The sequence below is a fragment of the Amycolatopsis eburnea genome (genome assembly GCF_003937945.1).
Taxonomy (GTDB): domain Bacteria; phylum Actinomycetota; class Actinomycetes; order Mycobacteriales; family Pseudonocardiaceae; genus Amycolatopsis; species Amycolatopsis eburnea.
The window spans coordinates 354,536-380,363 of record NZ_RSEC01000060.1; the positions used below are offsets into that span (position 1 = coordinate 354,536).

Consider the following 25,828-nt stretch of genomic DNA (forward strand, 5'->3'; position numbering starts at 1 on the left):
GCGGTCAGACCGCGAACCGCCCCCAGGCGACGAACACGGCCACGGCGAGGTACGCGAGGTTCAGGAAGGCCAACTTCGCGCTGCCGTGCCGGACGTGGGTGATCATCGCACCGATCATGAGCAGCACCCAGCACACGGCCGTCACCGGCACGAGCACGGGCGCGATCCCGGTCACCGCCGGCAGCACCAGCCCGGCGGCGGCGAGCAGTTCGAGCACCCCGAGCCCCTTGACGAACCCGGGAGCCGCCTCGGCGGTCCACTCCCCACCCCGCGCGGCGGCCAGCTTCGCCTGCGGCAGGAAGGCTTTGCTGACGCCCCCGGCGAGCGCGACGAGCGCGAGTGCTCCGGCGGCGATCCACAGTGCGAGGTCCATGGCGGTCTCCTTCTTTCGGCTGGTTCGGCCTCAAGACACCGCGGTATGGACGGCTGTGACAGAGCATGACGTGGATCACTTGACGGGCAGGTACGCGGCGACGTCCGCGAGAGCGTCCAGCGTCCCGCGGTCGACGTGCCCGGTGGCAACATCGGCCTCGGCGACCACCATCCCGTAGCCGTCCGGGCGCGACTGGTAGTGCAGCCCGGTCATCTCGACCCCCGCGATCCCGAGCACGGCGGCGATTTCCAGCGGCCGGACGTCACCGCTGCCCTGCACCGCCTCGACCTTCTCGAACTCCTTCGCCTGCCGCTTCGACCGGAACCCCACCCGCACTACGGAGATCACCGCGGCGTTGCCGTGGCCGTCGCCGACCGCGAGCAGCATCCGGTCCAGCGACGTGCACGGCGTCCGGGTCAGGAACTCCCGCACCTTGCCGGTCGCGGCCGCGACGCAGTCCCCTTCCCGCTCGAGACGGCGCACCTCGCGCTTGAGCTCCTTGAGCTTCAGGCGGCTCCAGGCCTCCTTCGGCTTCCCCCGCTTCGCCGACTCCCGCGCCTCGGCCCGCCGGGTCTTGAGCGAGCGCCCCGGCAACGAGTCGACGACATCACCGGCGGCGTTCCCGGCCAGCGCCTCGGACGCGGCCCCGGCTCCCCCACCGCCGCGACCACCACCCCCTTGCCCCTTCCGACCGGGATGAAGATCCGGCGCCCGTCCTTCGTGATCCAGCGTCCCTTTTCCGCCACGCAAGCTCCCCTCGCCGCACCGCGATCAACGCGGCACCCGGCGCGGAAGTTGCCCACCGGCCGCGACTGTCCGGGATCTGTCCACTCGGCGACGCCGTAAGGTGCGGAGCGTGGATCTCGGTCAGGTCTTCGCCGGAGTGCCCCGCGCCGGGCGGGTGGACGGTTGCGCGTACTGCTACCCGCAGTCCGACCTGGACCTGCTCGGCGGCGACCCCGCGCTGGTGCCGGACGAGCTGGTGGGCGCCTTCGCCCGGGAGGTCACCGACCACTGGCCGCAGGAGCAGTACGGCCTGGTGTGGCGTGGCCTCGCACCCCGGATCCTCGGGCTGCTGGAGGCCTCACCGGACGTGCTGTTGCTGCGCGGTCTGCCCTACGCCCGCTTCTCGACATGGCCCGCCGAGGAGCAAGCCGCGGTGCGCGGCGAACTCCGCGCGATGGTGACGCGTGCGCTCACCGGGCCTCCGCTTGCCGCGGCGGATTTGGTGTGCGCCGCGGCCCACGTCGACCACGACCTGCGCCCCTGGCTGAGCCACCTCGACTCGCTGACCGGCGCCGACGCGGAAATCGCGCGCCTCGCCCGCTTCTGGGCCGACGACTTGGCCGCGGGCGGCGAGCCGAGCCTGTGGTGGTTCCCGCCGGACCCGGCCGCGCCGATCCGCGATTGGCTCCACTCCACCGCCCTGCACGAGCGCCTGTCCCGGCTGGACGACCGGGACACGCTGATCGCCATCGCGCAGCTGTGACCCGCCCGCAGCTCACTCGTCGACGCCGCTCTTCCACAGTGCATAGAACGCAGAGCGGGTAACGGGCTTGAGACCGGGTTCGGCGCCGTCCAATGCCTGATCGGTGAGTCCACCGGCGTCATCCTCCAGATGCCGCCACCAGTAGCGGTGAACTTCCCCGGACGAATCCAGCACGATCTGTTTGACGGCCGCCGTTTCGTGGTCGACGATGACGGCCTCGAACAGCCAGCGCGCTCCCGCGTCGACCAGACCTTCGTGATCCACATACTCGAAGTACCGGCGCGGCTCGGAGCCCTCGTCCAAATCCCGATACCACGCGACGGTCGCCCGGAACGCCGCCTCCACGTCCGCCGGAAGATCCGTCACGACCTGAGTATGCCAGCGGTACAACGAGCACTTCGGTAATCGCGTTGGTGGGACTTCCATGATCGGGAACAATGGCTGAAATGGACATGCGCGCCCTCCTCGCACGGATCGATCCGCTGGCCGCGCCGGCGCGGCGGCGGGTTCTCGCCGACACCGCACGCGCGCTGGCCGGGTCCCCCGAGCTGACCACGCTGCTCGCGGAACTGGACGCCGTTCCCGGGATCCCCCGCGGCTGGGCCGCGACGATGGCCGTCATCGCGGCCGACGACACGCACATTCGCCGCAGCGTCGTCGCGGCCGACCTCCGGGTCTCCGGTCAGCTGATGATCCACTGCGCTCGCCACGGCCTGCACTTCGACGTCCTCACCGCGGCTCTGCCCACCGCGCCCCTCGCCTGGCGGCACACCCTCTACCGCGCCGTGCGTGCCACCGGCGCCACGGCGTGGGCCGAAGCACTGCTGCCCTCGGTGCGCGCACGGTTCGGTGACCACGAGGCCGCCGCCGTGCTGGCGGCCTGCGAAGCCGGCACAGTCACGGCTTTGCTGCCCGAACTGGACTTCGCCGTGCCCAACCTCGCCGCGCTGGCCCGCCGGCACCCCGCCGTCGTGCTCACCCACCTGCGCCGTCGGCTGACCGAAGCCGGGGATGCCGGCCGCCAGGCCGTCTGGACGCGGTTCGGTCCCGCGCTGGCGCGGCTCGTCGAGCACGACACGGGACAGGTCGTCGACCTGCTCGCGCACCTCGGACCGCCGACCGGGCTCCCGGCCGGGGCGAACCGCTGGCTGGCGACGGCGATCGCGGCCGAGCCGGACCGCGTTGCCGCCATCCTCGCCGATCCCCTGCGGCGCATCCAGGTCCAGGCGGGCCGGAGCACCGAGCGTGCGCTACGCCGGGCATCGGACGCGTCGCTGACCTCCCTCGCACGCACCTACCTCACCCACGCCCCTCGCCTGACGGCGTTGCTGCGCGGACTCCCGCCCGCACGGCGCGCGACCGTCCTGAGTGGAGCGCTGGGCGAACGGACCCTCCAGCAAGCCAGGCTGCCGATCGCGCTGCTCGACGTCCTGCCCTGGCCGGCGCGGCACGAGCACGCTCGCCGGCTGCTGGCCACCCGCCCCGTGGCCGACGACCCCGGCCTGCGCCGGGAAGCGAGCGCTCGGCTGCCGTGGCCGGAAGCCGAGCCCGTCCTGCGCACCACGACCGCCAGGCCGGCCGCCGCCGAGCGAGCCCTCGGCTACCCGCTGCTGATCGGCGCGGCGGCCGCGACGCGGGACCCGGAGGTCGTCGCCGGCCTGCTGGGGTCACTGACCCGGCTGGCCAACGAGCAGGATCCGGTCCGCCACGCCGCGCTCGCGGCCGTCGCCGCGCTCCCGGGCTGGCTCATGCGGTCCGCCGATCCGGCCACACTGGTCAAGCTGGCCACCGACGCCGTCCAGGCCAGGGACGCGTCCTGGGGCACCCGCCGAGCGGTCGGCACGCTGGCCGTCACCCTCGTCCGGCAGGGAACGCTCACGGCGCGGCCCGACCTGGTCGAGAGCGGACTGCGGATCCTGGAGCTGTCCGGTGGCCACGCGCACAGCCTCACCTTGCACCGGCTCGACCAGGACCTGCCGCGCGGTGCCGAGCAGGCCGTGTGGTCCGCGCTGCGGCCGCTCATCGCCGCCGACGCCCGAGCCGGCCGCTTCAACCTGGTGCTGTCCCTGGCCGCCGGCCTGCACCGGCGCGCGTGGACCATGCCCGATCTCCAGGCCGCCGTGGGCGAAGCGACCGGCGCGGCCGACGACGCCACGGTGCGGTGGGCGCTCGAGCTGTGGCTGGCCCCGCCCGCGACCCGGGACGAACGCGTCGAGGCCGTGCTGCGGCACGACTCGTCCACGATCATGGTGACCGCGGTGGCGAACGCGGTCAGCGGACGCCGGACCGACCTGCTCGACCAGGTGCTGGACCGGCCACCGCAGGGCCGGTTCGTCGCCCGCGGCGTCCGGCTGGTGCCGGTGTTCGACGGGTCGTTGCGGCACTGGCTGCCGCGTCAGGTCGCCCGGTACGCCGAGTTGCTGGCCGACCTCGCCACCGCGCCCCGCAAGGCGGCCTGGGAACGGGCCTCGGCCGTGCGCCGCCTGGCGAGCCTGCCCGGTACCGGTATCGAGGACGTGCGGCCGTTCCTCCAGGACGACGACGTCGCCGTGGTCGAAGCCGCGCTGGCCGGGCTGGCCTGGACCGACCGGCCCGGCGACGCGCTGGGCACCTTGCTCGGCTACGCCGGCACCGACCGCGCCCGGGTCGCGATGTACGCGGCCGGCCGGGCCGCCCGCACCATCCCGCCCGCCGAGCTGCGTGCCGCACTCCGGCCGGTGCTGGCGGGGAAGAAGGTCACGTCGCGCAAGGAGGCGCTCCGGCTCATCGCCGAACACCGCGTGCCCGGCGCCGCCGACGAACTGGCCGCGCTGTGGGCGGAGCCGGAGCTGCACCGCGACCTGCGCCGCGCCATCGTGTCGGCCGCGCGCCGGGTGCTCGACGACGGCCGCGCGTGGCAGTGGCTGGCCGAAGCGGCCGGCCTGACCGCGGTGGCCACCGCCGTGACCGAAGCCGACCCGATGACCATCCCGGAGCGGTATCGGGCGCGCTACGGCGCGCTGGTGCGGACGGTGGCCGGCAGCGCCGACCCGGACACCGCGCGAACCGGCTTGGCCGCCTGGCCCGCGTGGAGCGTCTGGGACCGCGAAGGAGCCGCTGCACTGGTCGCCCTGATCGCCGACCTGCACCGCACCGCGACCTGGCAACCGGCGGCCGAAGCGGTGCTCACCGCGTGCGCTGTCACCGGTGACACGGCGCCGTTGGACGCCGTCGTCACCGCACTCCTCGACATCGACGACGTCGTGGTCGCCGACCGGGACCAGCCGGCCCGGCAACGACTGCGCCACTTCCTCCTGCGCCTGGGCAACCACCTGAGTGCTGACGGCGAAACGATGCGCGGCGCGGCGGAGCGGCTGGCGACGGAACTGGCACACCGCGAGGAGCACCGAACGGACGCGCTCATGCTCGCCGTCACCGCCCTGCCCCGCCGCGGGGACCTGCTGCCGGCGCTGCGCGGGATCGCCGCCCTCGCCGGCCGTCCGGCCCTGGCGTGGCAGGTGGCGGACCGGCTGGCGACCTGGCTGGCCGGCCACGACCCGGGCCGTCCCGAACTGCTCGGCACCGCCTTGGCCCTCGAAGCAAGCCCGGCGGAGGCGTTGCTGGCGGCGAGCATCACGAGCCAGGCCGGCCCGCAAGCCGGCTGGCCGCGTCCCTGGCGCGAGCTGGTGTTGTCGCTGCGCGACCATCCCGACGCCGACATCCGCGACCGCGCGTCCCACCTCTCTTTCGCTCCCGAGTGACCGCCCTGGTCACCAGCCGACGGGACCGAGGCGGTCGATGAAGATGCCGGTGGGTCCGTCGGCGTCGAGTGTCGCGAGTTCGATGATCGGGTCGGTGCCTTCGGTGACCGTCAGCTGGCCGGTGTGGTTGTTCATGTCGGTGGCGGTGAACTTGTGGTTCGCGACCTCGCCGGGGGTCATGGCGTTGAACTTGATGCCCGGGAACGCCTGGGCGTACCGGACGGTGATCATGTTCAGCGCCGCTTTCGACGAACTGTAGGCGAGCTCGTGCATCTTCGAGACGCGCTGCGCCGGATCGGCCATGACCGCGAAGGAACCGCCGCCGCTGGACACCATCACCACCCGCGGGTGGTCCGCCGCGATCAGCAGGGGCAGGAACGCGTGCGTGACCCGGACCGGCCCGTACACGTTGGTGTCGTAGACGGAATGGAGCTCCTCGGCCGTCGCGTCCGCGGGCGGGACGACGTTTCCCGGTGCGCCGGCGTTGTTGATCAGCACGTCCAGCCGGTCGGTGTGCTTGCGCACAAGCTGCTCGGCACCGGCCACCGACTCGTCCGAGGTCACGTCCAGCGGGACCAGGACCACGTTCGCGCCCCCGGCGGCCAGCTTGCCGGCGGCCGCCTGGCCCCGGCCTTCGTCCCGCGAGCCGAGGAAGATCGTCCAGCCCAGCTCGCCGAGCCGCCGGGCCGCTTCGAAACCGAGTCCCTTGTTGCCTCCGGTGATCAGCACCGAGGTCTGTTCCTTGTTCGTCATGCCCACCGGACACCGCTTTTCGCGCTGCTGTGACGACATGTGAACGGCCTCACAGGCTCGGTCAGCAGCCTGGAATGGCGGCCGAGATGCGAAGTCGGCTCCTCAACGCGGCGCTATGCCTTGAGCCGCCGCTCCGATTTACCGAGTACGTGGACCCTGTCGCATCCAGTTCTCCGCACCCCGCGATGGGCAGCGCAGTGCCCCGTCCCCTGTCATGAGACCCGACCGCTCGGTCTGCTCTCGACGCGCTGCCCGGCTCGTCGTCCACTCCCGGCCTTGCCGAACATCCGTACCTGCCGGTGACCGTGGACTCCGGTCAGTCCCAGTAGTTGAAGAGCGTCTCACCCAGATCCCCCGGAGCCCAGAACTCGATGTCGCCTGGGTGGTACCCCGGCCACACCCGTGCGTCGAACGGCCCGGCCAGATCAGCCGGGGTCAGTACCCGGTAGGCCGGGAACTCCGCCAGCACGGCGACCAGTTCGGGAGCATCGACGAACGTCAGCGGCCCGGCGTCGACCGCCGTCCCGTCGATCGCCCGCGGCTCAGCGACCGCCACGACCGGCTCGGTGCGGTCGTTCGTGCACACGATCGACAGGCGATGGCCGCCGTGCTCGACGACGCCCTGGTGGAAGTTCGGCGTGACACCGTCGGCGATCCGGAACTCGACGACCTGGCCGCCGGTGCGCCTGGCTGCTTCGTGGCACGCCCGGCGGAACTCACGGAGGTCGACCATCGCGCGACGGTACCGGCTCGACGCGTCTCCAAGTAACGGATTTCCGGGAAGCCGGCCCAGCCGGACCCGGCCCCTGCCGATCGCCGCGTAGTCGGGCGGTCGACTCGACTCGTGGTCCGAGCCCAGGCTGCAGGACGCCTAGCGCGACGGCGTCCGCACCTACCTCGGCCTGCTGACCGCGGGCCTCCCCCACTTTCTTCATGGTCGCGGGCCGCAGAGCCCCGCGCTGGCCAGCAACGTCGTGCTGACCATCGAGCAGGAAGTCGACCGGATCGGCCAGGACGACTGGGTGGACATCACGGAGTGGACGTGAACCAGACGCTCTACGCGACCACCGACTCGTGGTACCGCGGCTCCAACGCTCGGCGAAGGCATCCTGCGCCGCCACCCGCGCGTCGTGCCGTTCTGGGTCCCCGACTACCAGCTCGACGTACCGTCGCTGGCCGACGCCGGGCCGGCAGGTGGCACCTGAGTCAACCTGACACGACCACAGACGCAATGAAGGCCCAGGTCGATGACCTGGGCCTCTGCTCCCCCGCTTGGACTCGAACCAAGAACCCTCCGGTTAACAGCCGAATGCTCTGCCAGTTGAGCTACAGGGGAATGTCGCTCACTTCCGGTGCCGGTCTCTCCGACCGACAAGAGAAACCTTAGCCCATGCCCCAAAGCCGCTTCACAGCACCCCCCACTTGGCGCAACCAGTACGCGGGCCGGGGTTTTCCTGGACAATGGACAGTCGGACGACCTAGCGACGGGAAGGCGTGGACGCGGATGAAGAAGTTCCTGCTGGGGGCAGGCCTGGGGTACGTACTGGGCGCCAAGGCAGGCCGGGGGCGGTACGAGCAGCTCGTGCGCACCTACCGCCGGGTCGTCGACCACCCCATGGTGCAAGGGGCCGCCGGGGTGGCGCGGGCCAAGATCAGCGAGAAGGTGCGGCGCTGACCCTGGCCACGAAGAACACCCGGCGGAACTCGAACCACGTGGTGCCGTCGGCGCGCACGGGGTAGGCCGAGGCCAGGAGCGGGGCCAGTTCCGCGCGGAACCGGTCCCACTCGGCGTCGGCCAGCGCGGCGCGGACGGGGCGCAGCGCCGTTCCGGTGATCCACTCCAGCACCGGGTTCTCGCCCCGCAGCGGCTGCACGTACGTCGTCTCCCAGGCGTCGACCTCGCAGCCGGCGTCGGCCAGGAGGTTCGCGTAGCCGAGCGGGGTCGAGACCGCGTCGTCTTCGCGCAGGACGACGTCGGCCAGCCGGGACGACCAGGCCGGCGACGCCGCGAGCTGCCGCGTCAGCGCGTGCGAAGGGGCGTTGAAGTTGCCCGGCACCTGAACCGCCAGGTAAGCGCCCGAAGGCAGCGAAGCAGCCCACCGGCGAAGCAGCGAAGCGTGGTCCGGGACCCATTGCAGGACGGCGTTCGACACCACGACGTCGGTGTCCGGTGCCGGCGTCCAGTCGCGGACGTCGAGCACCGTGGCGTCGAGGCCGCGCGAGCGTGCTGCGGTCACCATTTCGGGTGAACTATCGCCGCACTCCAGCACCGCCGACGGCCAGCGCTCGCGGAGGGAAACCGTCAGGTTGCCGGGGCCACAGCCGAGGTCCACCACGCGCCGGGGCGACGCGGCCCCGATGCGCGAGACGAGGTCGTAGAACGGGCGGGCCCGCAGGTCGGCGTAGTCGAGGTACTTCCCGGGATCCCACACGGCCGCCTCCAGCAAGCAGTACGCCTGTACTGAGTACGAGCGTACTGCTATTCGGCAGGCTTGACCAGCTTCGCGGCGGCCTGCTCGGCGATGGCCGCCACCAGGGCGACGTCGGTGCCGGGGTCCGGGCGGACCTGCAGGACGCTGCCGTCGCGGCCCGGGACCTTGCGCTGGACGAACCACGCTCCCCCGGACCCGATCTCCTGCCGGTGCCGCGAGCGGATCGAGCCCTCGACGCGCTGGTAGGCCTCGCGCGGCACCTTGCCCGGCGCGGGCAGCCGGAAGCGCACCGGCGGCCGGTCGGCCAGCACGACCGCCGCTCCCGCCGTGCCGACCTCTTCCGACTCGGTCAGCGTGAACACGCCGTCCGCCCAGGTCGCCTTGGCGACGAGGTGCCAGCCGACGCGCCGCGCGCCGTCTCCGGCTGGGACCCACAGGCCCAAAGCCGTCACGACCAGGTGGCCGCCGCCTTCGACCGGGGCGCTGACGACGACGTCTTCACCGGGCGACAGCGTCCCGGGGAAGTCGGCGGGCGTGCGATCGCCCAGCAACCGGCGCAGGAAGCTCATCTCAGCCCCACGCGCCGGCGGCCGCCTGCTCGCCCAGCGACTTCTTGTACTGCTCCAGCGCGACGAGGTCGCCGAACAGCGCGCGGTAGTCGTCCGGCGCTTCGACCGGCGACAGCCGCTGCAGCTTGCCCTTGATCTCCGCGATCTGCCGCCCGACGAGGCTCTCCTGCAGCCGCGCGAGGATCGACGAGATGTACCGCGAGTCGACTTCGTCCTTGGCCTGCAACGGTTCCACGGCCAGCTCGGACAGCACGCGCCGGACCGTCCCTTCCGGACAGTGCGGGGCCGCCGCGTCCAGCAGCGCCGGGCCGGTGAGGCCCGAACCCGCGCCGCCCGCCTTCAGCACGGCCTCGTGCACGGCCACGTACACCGGGTGCGTGAACGCTTCCAGTGGCAGCGCGTCGTACTCCGGCCCGGCGATCGCGGGCTGCTGCAGCGCGGCCTTCAACGCCTCGCGCTGGACGGCGAACCGGGGGTCCTTCGGGGCCGGGCGGGCCACATCCTGAGCCGGTGCCGCCGGGGCGGCCTGCTGGCCGCGCGCGGGCTGGCGCAGCGGCGCCCCGCCGCGCTTGTCGGTCGCGCCCGCGCTGCCGCGGACCCGGTTGACCACCTGCGCGACGTCCTGCCAGCCCACCCACCAGGCGAGCTTCGACGCGTAGCCGTCGCGGGCCGCGCGGTCCTTGATCGAGGCCACCATCGGCACGGTCTTCTGCAGCGCCGCGACCTGGCCGTCGACCGAGTCGAGGTCGTAGTTCTTGAGCGTGCTGCGGATGACGAACTCGAACAGCGGCGTGCGCCGCGCGACCAGGTCCTTCACCGCGCTGTCGCCCTTGGCCAGCCGCAGCTCGCACGGGTCCATGCCGTCCGGCGCGACCGCGATGTACGTCTGGCCGGCGAACGTCTGGTCGCCCTCGAACGCCTTCAGTGCCGCCTTCTGACCGGCTTCATCGCCGTCGAACGTGAAGATGACTTCGCCGCGGAAGGCGTCGTCGTCCATCATCAGCCGGCGCAGCACCTTCATGTGGTCCTCGCCGAACGCCGTGCCCGACGACGCGACCGCCGTCGGCACGCCCGCCGCGTGCATCGCCATCACGTCGGTGTAGCCCTCGACCACGACGACCTGGTGCCGCTTCGCGATCTCGCGCTTGGCCAGGTCGAGGCCGAACATGACCTGGGATTTCTTGTAGATCGGCGACTCGGCGGTGTTGAGGTACTTCGCCGAGATCCGGTCGTCGTCGAACAGCCGCCGCGCGCCGAAGCCGACGACGTCGTTGCCGACGTCGCGGATCGGCCAGACCAGCCGCCGGTGGAAGCGGTCCATCGGGCCGCGCTGGCCCTCCTTCGACAGCCCCGCGGTGAGCAGCTCCTTGACCTCGAACCCGCGGTTGAGCAGGAACTTCGTCAGCTTGTCCCAGCCGCCGGGCGCGTAGCCGCAGCCGAACGTCTTCGCCGCGGCGGCGTCGAACCCGCGCTCGGACAGGAAGTCCCGCGCCGCGCGCGCCTCGTCGGTGAGCAGCTGCTCGGCGTAGAACTCCTGGGCCACGCGGTGCGCTTCGACCAGCCGGGTGCGGCTGCCGCGGTCGCGCTGGACCGTCGCGCCGCCGCCTTCGTAGGTGAGCCGGATGCCGACGCGGTCGGCCAGCCGCTCGACGGCTTCCACGAACGAGATCAGGTCGATCTTCTGGATGAACTTGATCACGTCGCCGCCCTCGCCACAGCCGAAGCAGTGGAAGGTGCCGTGCGTCGGGCGGACGTTGAACGACGGGGTCTTCTCGTTGTGGAACGGGCAGAGGCCCTTCAGGCTGCCCCCACCGGCGCGGCGCAGTGCCACGTACTCCCCGACGACCTCGTCGATCCGGTTCCGCTCGCGCACCTCCGCGATGTCGCTCTCCCGAATCCGTCCTGCCACGTCACCCACTCTAGCCGCGCCGTTTGCGGCACACTCGGGGCATGGTCTCCACGCCCACCGCCCAGGACACGCTGGCCACGGAGTTCGCCGAGCACCGGAGTCACCTGATCGGCGTCGCCTACCGGCTGACCGGCACCCGCGCCGACGCCGAGGACGCCGTCCAGGAGTCCTGGCTGCGGCTGGCCGGGCTCGACGACGCCGGCCGCGCGGCGATCCGGGACCTGCGGGGCTGGCTGACCACCGTCGTCGGCCGGATCTGCCTCGACCGGCTGAAGTCGGCCGCGGCCCAGCGCGAGAAGTACGTCGGCAACTGGCTGCCCGAGCCGGTCGTCACGCCGTTCGGGCGCCCGGTGAGCGAAGACCCCCTCGACGTCGCCGTGCGGGACGACGGCCTGCGGATGGCCGCGCTGGTCGTGCTCGACAAGCTGACCCCGGAGCAGCGCGTCGCGTTCGTGCTGCACGACGCCTTCTCCGTGCCGTTCGCCGAGATCGCGGACGCGCTCGGCGTCTCGGCCGAGGCCGCGCGCCAGCACGCGTCCCGCGGCCGCAAGGCACTGGCCGACGCCGACCCGGCGCCGCGCGTGCCCCTGGAGGACCAGGCGAAGATCCTCGAGAAGTTCGTCATCGCCCTGCAGGCGGGCGACATCCGGGCGATGACCGAGCTGCTGGCCCCGGACGTCGTGCTCGTCGGCGACTCGGACGGCAAGGGCCGGACCACGCGCCAGCTCATCGTCGGCGCGGACAAGATCGCCCGGTTCTTCGTGGGCCTCACGAGCAAGTACCCGCCCGGGGTGCTCACCGCCGGCACCCCGGTGCTGGTCAACGGCGATCTGGGCGTGTACCTCGCCCCGCAGCCGGGCCAGGACGGCTACTTCGCCCTCGACGAGCACGTGCAGGCGATGACCGTCCGCGACGGGAAGATCGTGGCGATCTACGACATCGTGAACCCGGACAAGCTGACCCGGATCACGCGTCCTGGCGACGAGCCCGCGTGATCCCGGCCGCCAGCAGCAGCGCGGCGAAGGCGCCGAAGTAGGCCAGCGCCCAGGCCGGGGGCAGCGGCGAGTCCGACAGCACCGCGGCGTTGCCGCCGTCGCGGCCCGCGTTCGCCTCGCCGGTGCCGCTGAGGAACTTCGTGGCGGCGTTCAGCGGCAGCCACCGGTGGATCGCCTCCCCGGCCCGCGGGATCAGCTGGACGACGTTCTCCGCCATCAGCGGGTAGGCCACGAGCACCGCGACCGCGCCCGCGGTGTGGCGCGCGAGCAGGCCGACGCCGACCCCGCACACGGCGGCGAGCGCGAACACCGGGCCGGTGCCGGCGACGATCGTCCAGTCCGCGGCGCTGTCCAGCGCCAGGTCGGCGTCCGACGCGAGGACCCGCGCGACCAGCCACGCCGCGAACGCGGCCGCCTCGCCGATCCCGAACGCGTAGCCGGCGACGAGCGCGGCCTTGGCCAGCAGCACCGGCGTCCGGCCGGGCACGGCCTGGAAGGTGCCGTGGATCGTGCCGGAGTGGTATTCGCTGGTCACCGCGAGCGCGCCCAGCACCAGCACCGCGACCAGCGCGAGCTGATAGCCGAACTGGGTGCTCGCGACGGTCGGCGGCAGCCGGGACTCGGTGGCGGTCAGCGCCGTGAGCGCGGCCGGGAAGGCCAGCGCGACGAGCGCGAAGAGACCGCACACCCAGGGCGTGGCGATGCTGAAGAGCTTGATCCGTTCACTGGCGACGAGGTGCATGCGCGGAACGGTCCCGCGGCGGACCCCGGTGGCGCGTCCACCCGGGGTCCGATCCTCCGCGTCCTACGGGAGCGGGACGCGGCAGGCGTCGCCCGAGGTGAAGCCCTGGTCGACGATGCCGAGCGCGCTGTTCATCCGGGCGCGGGAGTTCTCCAGCGCGATCTGGTAGGTCAGCTCGACGACGCCTTCGCGGCCGAACTCGCGCTCGAGCTCGGCGACCTGCTCGTCGGTGACCGTGACCTGCTCGCCGGACATCGCGTCGGCGTAGGCGATCGCGAGCCGTTCCTGGTGGCTGAACGCGGGCGAGGTCGCGTAGTCGTCGATCTGCTTCAGCCGTTCGATGTCCAGGCCGTCGTGCTTCTGCAGCATCGTGCCGAAGTCGACGCACCACGAGCAGCCGATGCGGGTCGCGACCCGGTAGACGGCGAGTTCCCGCACGCTGACCGGCAGCCGCCGGGACGCGCGTTCCACCAGCAGCTCGTGCACGACGTTCGCGCGCAGCAGGCCGGGGTGGTGCGCGACGACGGCCATCGGCTCGGGCACGGCGCCGTAGCGGCGGCCGGCGATCCGGTAGAACAGCTTGAGGACCGGTCCGGCTTCGGTGCTCTTCTTCGCGGTGATGCGCGGCATTTCCGTTCTCCTTCGTCTCGCGGTCACGAGGAGGACGAGACGGCTTCCCCGGACGTGACAGCGGGCGCTGTGAGCCACGCCACCAGCAGGACCGCGGCCGCGCCGGCGAACACGACGGTCAGGCCCGGCGCGGCCAGGCCGCCGGTCGTGGCCAGCGCCAGCCAGCCGAAAACAGCGGCGCCGGCCAGGCCGCCCGCCTGCCGGGCGAAGGTCAGCGACCCCAGCGTGACGCCGAGCAGCGCGCGGTCCGCCCGCGTCTGGCCGAGCACGGTGTAGGCGGACGTGCAGACCGCGAACGCGGCGCCGATCGCGAACAGCCCCGGGGCGAGCAGCCAGGGCACGCCGTCCAGCGCGGCCGCGGCGGCGATCGCGGCGAGTCCCGCCGTGCCGAGCAGGCAGCCGAAGCGGCCCCACGCCGTCATGTCCGGGTGACGGCGGGCCAGCGCGGCGAAGGACGCGGAGAGGGCGAGCTGCCCGGCGGCCATCGCGACGAGCAGCAGCCCGGTGCCCGCCGCGTCGGAGCCGAGCGCGGCGACCAGCGCGACGTAGGTGAAGGTGCCGTAGAGCGCGGCGCCGGCGAGGCCGTTGACGACCACCGCGCGCTTGAGGACGGCGTCCGCGAAGACCTTCGGCGAGATCAGCGGGCTCGCGGTGCGGCGCTGCCTGAGGACGAACAGGAACCCGGTCGCAACGACGGTCGCGACGAGCAACGGTGTCCACAGTGGACTGCGAGCGAGGGTGTCGAAGGTACCCAGCGCCACCACCGCGGCGCCCGCGACGGCCAGCAGCGCGCCACCCGGCACGTCGAGCTTCTCCTTGGTACCGCGGGGTTTCGCGGGCAGCCCGCGCCACCCGAGCACGAGGGCGGGCACGCACAGCGGGAGGTTGACGAGGAAGATCCACCGCCAGCCGGGCCCGGCCGCGAGCAGCCCGCCCAGCGGCGGCCCGCCGAGGGTCGCGGCGGCGAAGACGGCGGTCTGCCAGCCTTGGCGGCGCAGGAGCTCGTCGCGTTCGAACAGCTCGCCGAGCGCGCTCATCGCCGTGACGATCAGGCCGCTGCCGCCCAGCCCCTGCAGCGCGCGGGCGGCGATCAGCGACCCGACGTCCGGCGCGGCGGCGCACCACGCGGACGCGGCGGCGAACACGAGGACCGACGCGGCGAAGGACGCGCGGCTGCCGTAGAGGTCGCCGAGCCTGCCGTGCAGCGGCGTCGCGACGGTCAGGGTCAGCAGGCCGGCGGCGGTCACCGCGACCAGGCCGGTGCGGGCGTGCAGGTCGGCGCCGATGGACGGCAGGGCCGCGGTGACGATCAGGCCGTCGAGCTGGGCCATGGCCATGCCGAGCAGGAGCCCGGCGAACGCGAGGTTCCGAGATGCGTGCATAAAGCACACGTTATAACGTGCATTGTGCACACATCAAGCGATGGTGGTCCCGCGCTCTTCCGCCTGGTCCGCCACTGGGCCCGCCAATGGGCACCGGACGTCGTCGAGCGCTTCGCCGCCGACGCGCCGCCGACGTGGACGGTGCCGAACCTCTTCGTCATCCAGGCGATCGACGGCACCGCGTCCGACGAGGTCACCGTCGCGGACGTGGCCCGCCAGCTGGGCATCGACCGCTCGGTCGCCAGCCGGATGACGACCGAAGCGGCCCGCGACGGCTTCGTGACGCGCTCGACGTCGACCCGCGACGCGCGCCGGGCGGTGCTGACGCTCACCGACGAGGCGAGGGCGTTCCTCGCGGCTTCGCAGGCCCACCAGCGCCAGGCGTTCGAGGCGCTGGTGGGGCATTGGCCCGCCGAAGACCGTGAGCGCTTCGCGGGCTACCTGAGCCGGCTGGCAGGCGAAGTCCTCGGCTAGCGGTGAGGCCGCTAGCAGGGACCAACTCACCGGCAGGCGGGTGAGTTGGCCGTTCCGGTCGGTGAGTTGGCCGCCGGGGTTGCTGCCTTGCCGAGCCCCGCCGCAGGCACCGCCATCGCAACCCGGCGAACGCGCACTAGCTTTCGCCCAGGAAGGCGTTCAGCGCTTCCCAGGCGTGCCAGGCCCGGGTGACGCCGAACTGGGCGTTGAAGCGCACCGCGGCGCGGACGTCCTCCGGGGCCGCGCCACCCCGCAGCGCCCGCCCGACGTGCGTGCGGAACGTGTCGGCCAGCGTCTGGTAGTGGATGTCGACACTGAGGCTGGCCAGCCCGCGTTCGCGCTCGCTGAGCGTGCCGGGACCGTGCCCGGACCGCATCCGCGACTGCAGGTCGAAGTAGCCGGCGTACTGCGGGTCCAATTCGGCGAGCCGGGCCCGCACCGCCTCCGGCAGCGGGCTGGGGCCCGCCGACAGCAATTCCTCCGGCAGCGGCTCGGCGCCCGGCCGGGGGATCCCCAGCTCCGCCTCCAGCCCGGCGAGCCGTTCGAGCCCCTCGGCGGCGGCGTGGTAGCCGGTGTCGTAGGAGACGAACCGCAGGAGTTCCCGCAGGTCGGCGGTGGAGACGCCGGCGGCGAGCCCGGTCCGCACGTGCGCGGCGAACACCCCGCCCAGGGTCGATTGGCAGACGTCGGCCGTGACGCGCAGGAACGTCTTCTCGCGATCGGTGAGCTCGGAAATGGCATCGAGGTAGCCGGCGGAGGCGCCCGCGAGCTGCGCGAACACCAGGTCGAGCGGTTCGGTGGTGGTCAAGATCGTGCTCCCTCATCGAGTTAACGGACGTAGCGCTACAGCTGTAGTGCGAGTGACACTACAGCTGTAGCGCAATGGGTGTCCAGCTATGCTGCCGGTGATGGACGGAACCCCTGCCGCCCGACGGCGGCCCAATGCCCGAGGCCAGGGCGAGCTGCTGCGGGACGAGATCGTCACGGCCGCGGTCGGGATGCTCGACGAGCTGGCCGACGACGAAGCGCTGTCCCTGCGGGCGGTCGCGCGGGTGGTGTCGATCGCGGCGACGTCGGTCTACCTGCACTTCCCGGACCGGGACGCGCTGGTGCTGGCCGCGATGCGGCGCTGCCACGAAGACCTCGTCCGCACCGGCGACGAAGCCGCCGAAGCCGCCCCGGATCCGGCCGCGGCCCTGCGCGCCCGGATCCTGGCGCAGGCCGCGTGGGCGCGCGAGCACCCCGGGCTCTACAAGGTGCTGCACGAAAGCCGGGTCCACCGGCGCCACGGCATGCCGTTCAAGGAGGTCATGGTGGCCCGCACGACCGAGGCGGTCCAGGCCTGCATGGACGCCGGCCTCGCCCCCGCCGACGACGCCGCGACGGTCGCCATCGACCTGCGGACCGCCGTCAACGGCATGCTGGCCCAGCGGATCAACGAGCCCGACCTGCCCTGGCCGCCGGCGGTCGAGCAGATCGACCGGTTCCTGGTGAAGCTGGCCGGCCTGCGGCGCTGACTTGTGATCACGGCGAGAACGGGCTTGGGTGGGCGGGTATGAACCCGGGTTACCCGACGGTGCTCCCGCGGATGGTGGTGCGCGACGTCGTCGCCACCGTCGCCTTCCTGCGCACCGTGTTCGGCGCGACCGGCGAGACCGAGAGCGGCCGGCCCGCCGAAATCCGCATCGGTGACTCGCCGCTGCTGGTGTCCGCCGAAGGCGAGCGCGAGCTCTTCCCCGCGTTCCTGTACGTCTACGTCGCCGACGTGGAGGCGACGTACCGCCGCGCGCTCGACTGCGGCGCGACGAGCCTGGAGGAACCGGCCGACCAGCCCTACGGCGACCGGCGCGCCATGATCCGCGACCCGTTCGGCAACGTCTTCCAGATCGCCCGGCGCCGCGGCTGACCGTCAGCCCGGCAGCGCCGTCCGCCCGGTCAGGCAGCGTTGCACGAGCGGGCCGAAGCTGCCGGCCAGCTCGTCGACGGACGCCGACGCGATCGGTTCGATCCGCACGATGTAGCGCGCGACCGCGAGCCCCAGGATCTGGACGTTGACCATGCCCGCCCGCAGCGCGGCGTCCGGCGCGTCGAGCATCGCCGCGAGCCGGCCGGTGATCTCCCGGTCGATGAACTCGCGCAGCAGCGCTTCGGACTGTTCGTCGGTGGGCGCCGACCTGGTCAGCATCACGAGCGGGGTGCGGTCCGACTTGTCGAGGTTCTCCAGGAGCGTCCGGACGATGCGGTCGCCCATGCCGTCGAGGCCGCCCGTGAAGATCGACTCGATGGCCGGCGGGACGGCGCCGGACATTTCGATCGCGGCGGCGAACAGGCCCTGCTTGGTGCCGAAGAAGTAGAACACCATCGCCGGGTCGACCTCCGCGGCGGTGGCGATCGCGCGCACGGTCGTGCCGCGGTAGCCGTGCCGGCCGAACAGCTCGCGGGCGGTCCGCAGGATCCGCTGCTTGCTCTCCGCGCCGGACCGCCAGCGTCCGGGGCGGTGGGGGACGTCTTCCTCTGCCATGACCGCCGAAGCCTAACACTCTTTCTTCATCACTCGGTGGAGTTTGCCGTACAGTGTTCTTCATCAGGCGGTGAAGAAAGGGGTGGTGGCGTGAAGGTGATCGTGGTCGGCGCCGGACTCGGCGGGTTGACGCTGGCCCACGGGTTGCGCCGGGCGGGGATCGACGTCGTGGTGTACGAGCGGGACGGCGAAGCGGGACGTCCGCAGGGCATCAGCCTGCACGTCGACGACCGGGGCACCTCGGCGCTGCGGGCGTGCCTGCCTCCGGAGCACGCCGCGATGGCGGCGGCCACCACGGGCGGTCCGCGCGAACGGACGCTGACGCTGTCCGACGTGGCCGGAGAGCTCACCGTCGTGGCGTCCCGGCCGGCGGACGGCGCCGAGGGCCGGGCACGGCCCGGTCGGCAGACGCATCGGCCGCTGCTCCGGGCGATTCTGCTGACCGGGCTGGAGGATTCGGTGCGGTTCGGGGCGGAGTTCACGCGGTTCGAGCGGCGGGCCGGCGGCACGGTCCGGGCCTGGTTCGCCGACGGCCGCGTGGACACCGGGGACGTGCTGGTCGGCGCGGACGGGATCGGTTCGGCGGTCCGCCGCCGCTACCTGCCGCACGTGCGCGTGACCGACACCGGACGACGCATGCTCATGGGCGCGACGCCACTGCGGGCCGCGGCTGGGCTGCCGGAGCTGATCGGCGACAGCCCGGCCGTCGTGCGGGTGGGAGGCACGATGATGGTGCTGGGCGTGCTGCGGTTCACCGAATCTCCCGTGACCGCGCGGGAGCGGTGGCTGCCCGCACTGCGTCCCGGCGCCGTCGCCGGGATCGAGGACTACGTGATGTGGGCCTTGCCCACCACGCGGGAGCGGCTCGGTGCGGCGGGGTCGTTGCCGGAGCTGGCCGGGGACCTGCACCCCACGTTGCGGGCGGTCGCCGCCGAGGCGTGGCCGGACGTCACGGTCGCGCTGCGGATCGGGACGATCCCGCCGATGCCCGCCTGGCCCGCCGGTCCGGTCACGCTCCTCGGCGACGCCATCCACCTGGCGCCGGGCTTCGGCGGCAACCTGGCGATGCGGGACGCGCACCGCCTCTGCGAAGCTCTGGCCGAGGCGCGGCGCGGCCGGCTCGATCTGCTCGACGCGATCGGCTCCTACGAGGAAACCCTGCGGCGCACCAGCTTCACGTCCGTCCCGGCGGAGGCGGGCGCATGAGCCTCGACGCGCTGACGAACAAGTCCCTGTCGTTGTTCAGCGCGGTGGGCGGGTGGCGCACGGTCGCCGAAGGCGTCGCGTCGCGGGCGCTGTTCCTCGTCGCGTACCTGCTGAGCGGGCGGGTGCTCACGGCCGCGCTGATCGCCGTCGGCGGCGTGTGCGCGTTCGCCGTGGTCCGGATGTGCACCGACCGCAAGTTCTGGCAGCCGATGGTCGGGCTGGTCGTGGTCGGGGTGTCGGCGCTGCTGGCCGGGAGCACCGGGCACGCGATCGACTTCTACCTCACCGCGGTCCTGATCCAGGCAGGCGGCGGCGTGGTGTTCGGCGTCTCGATGCCGGCGCGGTGGCCGGTCATCGGCGTGGTGCTGGGCGCCGTGCGCGGCGACCGCTTCGCCTGGCGGCGCGACCGGCGGCAGCGGCGGCGCTACACGGTCTGCACGGCGGTGTTCCTGGCGAAGTTCGCCGTCGTGACGGCCTTGCTGGTGCCGCTGTACCTGGCCGGGAAGGTCGTCGCGCTCGGCGTCGCCGCGACGGTGCTGGGCGGTGCGCCCGCGGCGGGGGTCTGCGTCTACCTGTGCTGGCGGATCCTGCGCCCGCGCGAGCCGGCCGTCGCCGCGGCGAGCGGTGGTTGACGGCCGGGCTACTCCCCGGTGCTGCCGTCGATCGACTCGCGGAGGAAGTCGGCGTGGCCGTTGTGGCGGGAGTACTCCTCGACCAGGTGCACCAGGATCCAGCGCAGGGTGGGCGTGTTGCCGTCCCGCAGCGAACGCCGGGCCCGCTGCGTCAGGTCGCCGCTCGCCAGCGCGTCCCGCACCGCCGCCCGCGAGCGCTCGACGGTGTCCTGCCAAAGCCCGCGAAGCTGCTCCGGGGTGTCGTCCGCGGCGGAATCCCAGTCCCAGTCCGGTGTCTCCGCCCAGTCGACCGCGTCGAACGGCGGCCTCCGGTCGTGGGCGGCCCAGACGTAGGAGAACCAGTTGTCCTCCACGTAGGCCAGGTGCTTGAGCAAGCCGCCGAGGGTCATCGAGGCGGGCGCCACCGTCGCGCGCAGGCCCGCCTCGTCCAGTCCGGCGCACTTCCAGGCCAGGGTCGCGCGGTGGAAGTCGAGGAAGCCGAGGAGGGTCGCGGCTTCGTCGCCGTCGAAAGGCGGTTCGGGCCGCCCCTGTTCGTCCACAGAGGTCAGCTTACGGCGTCAGCGGGCGCACGTCCCAGACCCACACCCCGCCGACGAACTCCGCGGGCTTGCGCAGCAGCAGTTCCACTGTGGACTTGAGGGCTTCCTGGTTCTGCCGCGGGCCGACCACGAGGACGTCGGCCTTCCAGTAGCGGAGGTCTTCCAGTGCCTGGGTGCGGTCGGCTTCGGTGACGTTCGCGGCCTGGCCGGTGCGCTCGACCTCCGCGAACAGGTCCGACGTCGGCCGCGGGACGGCGCCGTACCGGCCGCGGCGGTCGTCGGCCGAGGTCGGGCCGACGAAGTAGCCCTCCGGCATCGGGTAGCCGAGGCCGGCGTCGACCTGCCAGTGCAGCGGCTCGGCTTCACCGGTGCTGGGCAGCGGGACGGGCACCAGCGAACCGCCGGGAGCGATGTACTGGCGCCAGATTCCGTCGGCGAAGAAGGGCGGCGAAAGCGGGCGCTGGTGCGTCACCAGCTCCGTCGGCGCGATCGGGAGGAGCACGGCGACGACGGCACCGACCCAGAGCATCTTCACCGGGAAGCGAGGTTTGTCTTCGAGGGGCTGCGGCAGTTCGGCCGCCGCCGTCCAGACGCGGTGCGTCGCGATCGCCAGGAGCCCGCCGACCGCGGGGATGCAGCCCATCGCGAGCCGGGACTCGATCAGCGAGTCCAGCAGCGGCAGCTGGCCCAGCCACTTCCACAGTCCCGGGACGCCGGTGTCCTGGTGCGCCACCGTGATTTCGACACCCAGCGAAAGGAAGGCCATCACGTACATCGTGATCGCGAGCGCCCGCGCGACGACGTCGCGCCACAGCCAGATCGTGAGCACGACCATGAGCACGATCAGCGGCCAGCCGAAGAACGCGTTCTCCTCGGTGCGGTTCATCGAGACGTCCGCGGCGGCTTCCGGCGTGCCGGCGATCGACTGCGTCGCGAAGCGCGTGAGGGCCGCGGTGTCGTTGCCCGCCGAACCGTGCAGGAGGGAGTGGAAGCTGTAGGGACCGAAGAACTGCCAGTACAACGGGAAGCCGGCGATCACCAGCGCGACCACCGCGCCGATGCCGACGCCCTTGCCCAGCGGCGCCAGCATGCCGCGGATTTCCGCGCGGCGCGGGATGAGGTAGGAGATCGCGAAGACGAGGAAGGTGAGCGCGAAGATCGCCAGCGGTTCTTCACCGAGCAGGATCTGCCACGCGACGAGCACGCCGAGCACGATGCCGTTGCGCACCGGGCGTTCGCCGTGCGCGATCTGGATGGTCTTGAGGGCGATGAACGGCAGCACGAACAGCACGACGAAGTTCGGGTGCGCGTTGCCGTGCGAGATCATCGGCGGGGCGAAGCCGCAGAAGGCACCACCGATCGCGGCCGCGGTCCGGTTCGGCACCAGGTGGCGCGAAAACACCCAGTACCAGCCGAACGCGGTGCCGGCGAGGCCCGCCGTCAGCACGATGGCCCAGGTGAGCGTCGCGCCGAAGGTCAGCGTGATCGGCGCGAGCGGGATGTTCAGGCCGAACATCGCCGCGTTCGCCGCCATGTTCACGCCGTCCGGGTAGTTCTGCAGGTCCGTGGTGAACGGGTTCTGGAAGTGCAGCACGGACTTCGCGACGACCGTGGAGTACCACTCCCACTGGCTCTGGTCGGACGCGCCGTTCCAGAGGTAGCCGCGCTTGAGGTCGAACCAGAGCCCGTTGTAGAGCAGGATCGTGAAGAGGAGGTAGCCGCCGCCGATGGCGGTGTCCTGCCACGCCCAGCGTTTCGGGCCGGTGGGTGCTTCGGGGGCGGGCGGGACGAGCTCGGGGACGGCTTCGGACTTCAAGCTCACGGTTCGACCACCCTGGCGAAGAAGTAGAGGGCACCCGTGGCGGCGTGCCGGACCAGTAGCAGGAACGGCCGGTCCACCGTGACGGCGACCGGTTCGTCGATGATCATCGAGGTGAGCCGCATCGTCAGCGCGGTCGCCGCGGCCCCCTCGAAGCCCTGTTCGTCGACGCGCAGCACGGCCTGGTGCAGCACCTCGGAGACGGTCAGCCGCGGGTCCGGGGAAAGCCCGGAGAGGTCGGCTTCGTCGGTGAACATGGTGCGCACGCCCAGGCCGCGCAGCACGCCGGTGAGCGAGCTGGGCACGTCGAGCGAAACTTTCGGGAGCGCGAGCTCGACCGGCTTGAAGCGGATCTCGCCGAGCAGGCTCGCCAGCTTCGCCTCGTCGAGCGCGGCTTCGGCCTCGGCGAGGTCGCCGTCGGGCAGCAGCACGACGGCCTGCAGCCCGCCACCGCCCGCCAGCTGCACGACCTGCCAGCCGTCCGCGTGCGCGTAGCCGACGCTCTCGCCGAGCCACATGGTCGGCACGTCCCGGGTGCCGGAGGGCGCGTGGAAGGGCGCGTCGGAGGTGTTGGCCTCGCGGAACGGCAGCTTCCAGGCGGACTTGAGGTACAACGCGTTGACGAGCACGGCGGCGACGTCCCGGTCGATCGACCCGGGCGGCAGCAGCTGCGGGATCAACCCCCGCGTGGTCCGCCCGACGTCGTCGTTGATCAGCGCCCGCGCGGCTTCGGGCTCCGTCTCGAAAGGCGCCCCGGCAACGGCGGCCCCAGGCCACCCGGCGAGTTCGCTCTTGAAGGAGTCCTCGAGCGGCAGCCGGTCGTCGGCCCACAACGTGTTGGCGACGGCCAGTTCAGGCTGCTCACCACGCTCTTCCCCGAGCTGGGCGGCGTCCTTGAGCAGTCCGGCCTGCTCCCCCAGCAGCGCGACGAGCTCCTCCCGAGTCCGCCCACGCGCGGCGAGCGCGGCGAGGGTCAGCGCACTGGCCACCGAATACGGCGAGAAACAGCTGTTCCCGCCCTCGGCACCGAGGGCCTGGTGAACGGCGAGGGCGAACCGGAGGTGGCTGTCCGTGGCCATGCGGGCGAGACTACCGGAACGCCGCACCCCACCGGGCGCCCACGCGCAACTCCGCCCACCGGTGACAAATCCCCCACCGGCCGACGCGGAGGAGCGTGCTAGCGCCACTCCCCCGAATGCCGCTCGGCCCACCACCGGTGAGCGGAACGGCACTCGCCCCGCGCCGCCGGCCGAGACAGCCGGGCCCGCCGCCGCACGACCGGGAGGCTGAGCCCAAGCCCGCCGCCGCAACCCGCACCGCCGAGCGAATCGCCGCCCGATCACCGCGCCCGCCGGCCGAAACAGCCAGGCCGACCGCCGCCGAGCGAGCCGCCGCCACCCGCCGCCGAGCGAGCCGCGGCCAGAAGCAACCAGGCCCGGCCGCCAAGCGAGCCGCCGCCAGAAGCAGGCCCGGCCGCCACCCGCGCCGCCAAGCGAGCCGCCGCCAGAAGCAGGCCCGGCCGCCACCCGCGCCGCCAAGCGAGCCGCCGCCAGAAGCGACCAGGCCCGGCCGCCGCACCGTGAAGCCGAGCAAGCCACTGGCCGAAACAGCCGGGCCAGCCGTCGCAACACCCGATGCCGGTCAGCGGTGCAGGCGGGTCACGTGCCACGAGTACCACGCGTGGGCCTGCGCGTCCGTGAGCGAAGCGACCTGGTCGATCACCACCCTCAACAACCCGGCGTCATCCTTCGCCGCGTTCCAAGCCGGGACGAACAACGGGTCCAGTGACTCCGGGGCCCGGCGGGCCAGCGCGTGCACCAGCTCCGCCAGCAGCTCGCGCTGGCCCTCCTGCATCGCCAGGCGGCGGCGGTCGCTCATCACGTACCGCAGGGCCAGTGCCTTCAGCAGCGCCACCTCCGCCGCCACCTGTTCGGGGACCGCCAGGCGGGCGCCGTAGCGGCTCAGGGGGCTGGTGCCGAAGGCCGCTCGGGTGCCGGTGACCGCCGCTGTCGTGAAGCGGCCGACCAGTTCGCTCGTCAGGCGCTTCAGCGCGACCTGGGCGCCCGGGGAGCCGTCCGGTTCCGCCTCGGCCAGCGCGGCTACCGCGGGCAGGGCCAGCAGCTCCGTCGCCGCGTTCTCCAATGTGGACACCGACTGCGACGAGAAGTGCTTGGCGGCGGCCTCGGCGACCGCCGCGCGCTCGTCCGGGTGGGCCAGTACGCGCAGCTTGATGCGGCCGGCCAGGACGCCGTCCTCGACGTCGTGGACCGAGTACGCCACGTCGTCCGCCCAGTCCATGATCTGGGCCTCCAGGCAGGTGCGGCCCTCGGGCGCGCCCTCCCGGAACCACGCGAACACCGCCGTGTCGTCCGGGTACACGCCGTACTTCGCCGTGCCGGGCTTGCGGGGCCACGGGTACTTCGTCGTCGCGTCCAGGCACGCGCGGGTCAGGTTGAGGCCCGCCGGGGCGCCGTCGGGGCCGAGGAGCTTGGGCTCCAGGCGGGTCAGGATGCGGATCGTCTGCGCGTTGCCCTCGAAGCCGCCGCACGCCGCCGCGACCTGGTCGAGCGCGCGTTCACCGTTGTGGCCGAACGGCGGGTGGCCGATGTCGTGCGCCAGGCCCGCGGTGTCCACCAGGTCCGGGTCCGCGCCCAGCTCCTCGGCGATGCCGCGGCCGATCTGCGCGACCTCCAGCGAGTGCGTCAGCCGCGTGCGCGGGACGCCGGTGACCTCGGCGCCCTCCCCCGGCCCGACCACCTGGGTCTTGCCCGCGAGCCGCCGCAGCGCGGCCGAGTGCAGCACCCGCGCGCGGTCGCGGGAGAACGCGCTGCGCCCGTCCGCCCGCGCGCCGGGCAGCGCCGCGGCCTTCGCCGGCTCCGGGAGCAGGCGCGCGATGTCGTGTTCGGTGTAACCCACCCGCTCAGCTTAAGCGGCCGCACCGACAAAAACCTCAGCCCAGGAAGGTGGCGAACAGGTCGTCGGCCGGGGTCTTGGTCAGCCGGTAGTACAGCAGCGCGCCGGTCTCCCGGACGATGTAGCGCACCTGGGTGACGCGCTCCTGCACGATCGGCCCGCTGTGCGTCGGCGCCGTCCACGCGTCCAGCCCCAGGTCGCCGGCCATCGTCCGGGCGCGGAAGGAGTGCCACGGGTCGCTGACGAGCACCGCCGTGTGCCAGTCGCGGGCTTCGACCTGCTGGGCGACCGCGCGCAGGCTCCGCAGCGTGTCGCTGCCCTCGCCGACGGCCAGCGTCGCCGACGCCGGGACGCCGTGCCGGGTCAGCCACAGCTGGCCGGCCCGCGCCTCGGTGAAGTTGTCCTCGGCCTTCTTGCCGCCCGCGGTGACGATCGTCTTCGCGACGCCCGCGTCGTAGAGCTGCTTGGCCTTCACCAGCCGGGCCGCGTAGATGTCCGACGGCCTGCCGTTGTACTGCGCCGCGCCCAGCACCACGATGACGTCGGCGGGCGTCCGGTCGTTTTCGCGGGCGACCTGCCACACCCGGAACGCCGTACCGCCGACGAGCGCGAGCACCACGAGCACCACGCCCAGCGCGATCCGGCGTGCCCAGTTCGCGAGCGACGGTTTGGTGCGTTCAGCGGTACCCACCCGTCCCATCTTGTCAGAA

Annotated in this window: 27 protein-coding genes and 1 tRNA gene; 9 read left to right on the plus strand and 19 right to left on the minus strand. The window is 72.7% G+C overall.

The window, feature by feature from the left end; all coding sequences use genetic code 11:
• Positions 1–4: 4 nt before the first annotated feature.
• Together EIY87_RS37265 and EIY87_RS37270 are read right to left on the minus strand one after the other, a co-directional pair.
• Positions 5–373, minus strand: coding sequence for a DoxX family protein (locus EIY87_RS37265; RefSeq protein ID WP_125314650.1), 369 nt, complete (start codon positions 371–373; stop codon positions 5–7).
• 75 nt (positions 374–448) lie between these two features.
• Positions 449–967, minus strand: a complete 519-nt coding sequence (locus tag EIY87_RS37270; RefSeq protein WP_225440285.1) for a hypothetical protein — start codon at positions 965–967, stop codon at positions 449–451.
• Between the two features lie 262 nt (positions 968–1,229).
• Between EIY87_RS37270 and EIY87_RS37275 the strand changes: the two genes are divergently transcribed.
• Positions 1,230–1,862 (plus strand): hypothetical protein, encoded by a 633-nt coding sequence (locus EIY87_RS37275; protein WP_125314651.1) that lies wholly within the window; start codon positions 1,230–1,232, stop codon positions 1,860–1,862.
• A gap of 12 nt (positions 1,863–1,874) precedes the next feature.
• On the opposite strand, the gene EIY87_RS37280 is transcribed toward EIY87_RS37275, so the two are convergent.
• Positions 1,875–2,228 (minus strand): hypothetical protein, encoded by a 354-nt coding sequence (locus EIY87_RS37280; RefSeq protein ID WP_125314652.1) that lies wholly within the window; start codon positions 2,226–2,228, stop codon positions 1,875–1,877.
• An 80-nt stretch (positions 2,229–2,308) separates the two neighbouring features.
• Here EIY87_RS37280 and EIY87_RS37285 point away from each other — a divergent pair, with 80 nt between their 5' ends.
• The gene (locus tag EIY87_RS37285) at positions 2,309–5,602 is read left to right on the plus strand and encodes a hypothetical protein (RefSeq protein WP_125315022.1); all 3,294 of its coding nucleotides are present in this window, start codon (positions 2,309–2,311) and stop codon (positions 5,600–5,602) included.
• A 9-nt stretch (positions 5,603–5,611) separates the two neighbouring features.
• Here EIY87_RS37285 and EIY87_RS37290 read toward each other — a convergent pair whose 3' ends face one another.
• The 3 genes from EIY87_RS37290 to EIY87_RS37305 form a co-directional block, all read right to left on the minus strand.
• Positions 5,612–6,355: an SDR family NAD(P)-dependent oxidoreductase gene (locus EIY87_RS37290; RefSeq protein ID WP_125314653.1), complete on the minus strand. Its 744-nt coding sequence runs from the start codon at positions 6,353–6,355 to the stop codon at positions 5,612–5,614.
• Positions 6,356–6,671: 316 nt separating this feature from the next.
• Entirely contained in the window at positions 6,672–7,088 is a 417-nt protein-coding gene (locus EIY87_RS37295) for a hypothetical protein (protein ID WP_125314654.1), read from the minus strand.
• Positions 7,089–7,618: 530 nt separating this feature from the next.
• A tRNA-Asn gene (locus EIY87_RS37305) sits at positions 7,619–7,691 on the minus strand.
• Positions 7,692–7,859: 168 nt separating this feature from the next.
• On the opposite strand from EIY87_RS37305, the gene EIY87_RS48155 reads away from it, so the two are divergent.
• On the plus strand, positions 7,860–8,030 hold the full coding sequence (locus EIY87_RS48155; RefSeq protein ID WP_166641722.1) for a hypothetical protein: 171 nt from the start codon (positions 7,860–7,862) through the stop codon (positions 8,028–8,030).
• Here the strand turns inward: EIY87_RS48155 and EIY87_RS37310 are convergent.
• From EIY87_RS37310 to dnaG, 3 genes are read right to left on the minus strand one after another with little or no spacing between them, the layout of a single operon-like run.
• Positions 8,008–8,787: a trans-aconitate 2-methyltransferase gene (locus EIY87_RS37310; protein WP_125314655.1), complete on the minus strand. Its 780-nt coding sequence runs from the start codon at positions 8,785–8,787 to the stop codon at positions 8,008–8,010. The genes EIY87_RS48155 and EIY87_RS37310 overlap by 23 nt on opposite strands.
• A 47-nt stretch (positions 8,788–8,834) precedes the next feature.
• On the minus strand, positions 8,835–9,356 hold the full coding sequence (locus EIY87_RS37315; RefSeq protein WP_191984407.1) for a hypothetical protein: 522 nt from the start codon (positions 9,354–9,356) through the stop codon (positions 8,835–8,837).
• A 1-nt stretch (position 9,357) separates the two neighbouring features.
• Positions 9,358–11,274: a DNA primase gene (gene dnaG, locus EIY87_RS37320; protein ID WP_125314656.1), complete on the minus strand. Its 1,917-nt coding sequence runs from the start codon at positions 11,272–11,274 to the stop codon at positions 9,358–9,360.
• A 32-nt stretch (positions 11,275–11,306) separates the two neighbouring features.
• On the opposite strand from dnaG, the gene EIY87_RS37325 reads away from it, so the two are divergent.
• On the plus strand, positions 11,307–12,260 hold the full coding sequence (locus EIY87_RS37325; RefSeq protein ID WP_125314657.1) for a sigma-70 family RNA polymerase sigma factor: 954 nt from the start codon (positions 11,307–11,309) through the stop codon (positions 12,258–12,260).
• Here EIY87_RS37325 and EIY87_RS37330 read toward each other — a convergent pair.
• From EIY87_RS37330 to EIY87_RS37340, 3 genes are all read right to left on the minus strand, one after another.
• Complete coding sequence (locus tag EIY87_RS37330; protein WP_125314658.1) at positions 12,232–13,002, minus strand: hypothetical protein; 771 nt, start codon at positions 13,000–13,002, stop codon at positions 12,232–12,234. The genes EIY87_RS37325 and EIY87_RS37330 overlap by 29 nt on opposite strands.
• A 63-nt stretch (positions 13,003–13,065) precedes the next feature.
• Entirely contained in the window at positions 13,066–13,632 is a 567-nt protein-coding gene (locus tag EIY87_RS37335; RefSeq protein ID WP_125314659.1) for a carboxymuconolactone decarboxylase family protein, read from the minus strand.
• A gap of 23 nt (positions 13,633–13,655) precedes the next feature.
• Positions 13,656–15,014: an MFS transporter gene (locus EIY87_RS37340; protein ID WP_125314660.1), complete on the minus strand. Its 1,359-nt coding sequence runs from the start codon at positions 15,012–15,014 to the stop codon at positions 13,656–13,658.
• Between the two features lie 24 nt (positions 15,015–15,038).
• Between EIY87_RS37340 and EIY87_RS37345 the strand changes: the two genes are divergently transcribed.
• Positions 15,039–15,488 (plus strand): MarR family winged helix-turn-helix transcriptional regulator, encoded by a 450-nt coding sequence (locus EIY87_RS37345; protein ID WP_125314661.1) that lies wholly within the window; start codon positions 15,039–15,041, stop codon positions 15,486–15,488.
• Between the two features lie 136 nt (positions 15,489–15,624).
• On the opposite strand, the gene EIY87_RS37350 is transcribed toward EIY87_RS37345, so the two are convergent.
• The gene (locus tag EIY87_RS37350; RefSeq protein ID WP_225440289.1) at positions 15,625–16,296 is read right to left on the minus strand and encodes a carboxymuconolactone decarboxylase family protein; all 672 of its coding nucleotides are present in this window, start codon (positions 16,294–16,296) and stop codon (positions 15,625–15,627) included.
• Positions 16,297–16,396: 100 nt separating this feature from the next.
• Between EIY87_RS37350 and EIY87_RS37355 the strand changes: the two genes are divergently transcribed.
• Positions 16,397–17,005 carry a TetR/AcrR family transcriptional regulator gene (locus EIY87_RS37355; protein WP_125314663.1) on the plus strand — a complete coding sequence of 203 codons (609 nt, stop codon included), beginning with the start codon at positions 16,397–16,399 and terminating at the stop codon, positions 17,003–17,005.
• Between the two features lie 38 nt (positions 17,006–17,043).
• Positions 17,044–17,394, plus strand: a complete 351-nt coding sequence (locus EIY87_RS37360; RefSeq protein ID WP_225440290.1) for a VOC family protein — start codon at positions 17,044–17,046, stop codon at positions 17,392–17,394.
• 3 nt (positions 17,395–17,397) lie between these two features.
• On the opposite strand, the gene EIY87_RS37365 is transcribed toward EIY87_RS37360, so the two are convergent.
• The gene (locus EIY87_RS37365) at positions 17,398–18,009 is read right to left on the minus strand and encodes a TetR/AcrR family transcriptional regulator (RefSeq protein WP_125314664.1); all 612 of its coding nucleotides are present in this window, start codon (positions 18,007–18,009) and stop codon (positions 17,398–17,400) included.
• Positions 18,010–18,099: 90 nt separating this feature from the next.
• On the opposite strand from EIY87_RS37365, the gene EIY87_RS37370 reads away from it, so the two are divergent.
• Entirely contained in the window at positions 18,100–19,215 is a 1,116-nt protein-coding gene (locus EIY87_RS37370) for an FAD-dependent oxidoreductase (RefSeq protein WP_225440291.1), read from the plus strand.
• Positions 19,212–19,847 carry a DUF3159 domain-containing protein gene (locus EIY87_RS37375; protein ID WP_125314665.1) on the plus strand — a complete coding sequence of 212 codons (636 nt, stop codon included), beginning with the start codon at positions 19,212–19,214 and terminating at the stop codon, positions 19,845–19,847. Before EIY87_RS37370 ends, EIY87_RS37375 begins: the two co-directional genes overlap by 4 nt.
• An 8-nt stretch (positions 19,848–19,855) precedes the next feature.
• Here the strand turns inward: EIY87_RS37375 and EIY87_RS37380 are convergent, their stop codons facing one another.
• From EIY87_RS37380 to EIY87_RS37400, 5 genes are all read right to left on the minus strand, one after another.
• Positions 19,856–20,386, minus strand: a complete 531-nt coding sequence (locus EIY87_RS37380; RefSeq protein ID WP_225440292.1) for a DinB family protein — start codon at positions 20,384–20,386, stop codon at positions 19,856–19,858.
• 10 nt (positions 20,387–20,396) lie between these two features.
• On the minus strand, positions 20,397–22,208 hold the full coding sequence (locus tag EIY87_RS37385; protein ID WP_225440293.1) for a glycosyl transferase: 1,812 nt from the start codon (positions 22,206–22,208) through the stop codon (positions 20,397–20,399).
• Entirely contained in the window at positions 22,205–23,284 is a 1,080-nt protein-coding gene (locus EIY87_RS37390; protein WP_125314667.1) for a serpin family protein, read from the minus strand. Before EIY87_RS37390 ends, EIY87_RS37385 begins: the two co-directional genes overlap by 4 nt.
• 562 nt (positions 23,285–23,846) lie before the next feature.
• Positions 23,847–25,121: a deoxyguanosinetriphosphate triphosphohydrolase gene (locus tag EIY87_RS37395; RefSeq protein WP_125314668.1), complete on the minus strand. Its 1,275-nt coding sequence runs from the start codon at positions 25,119–25,121 to the stop codon at positions 23,847–23,849.
• Between the two features lie 34 nt (positions 25,122–25,155).
• Positions 25,156–25,809: a YdcF family protein gene (locus EIY87_RS37400; protein ID WP_125314669.1), complete on the minus strand. Its 654-nt coding sequence runs from the start codon at positions 25,807–25,809 to the stop codon at positions 25,156–25,158.
• Positions 25,810–25,828: the final 19 nt, after the last annotated feature.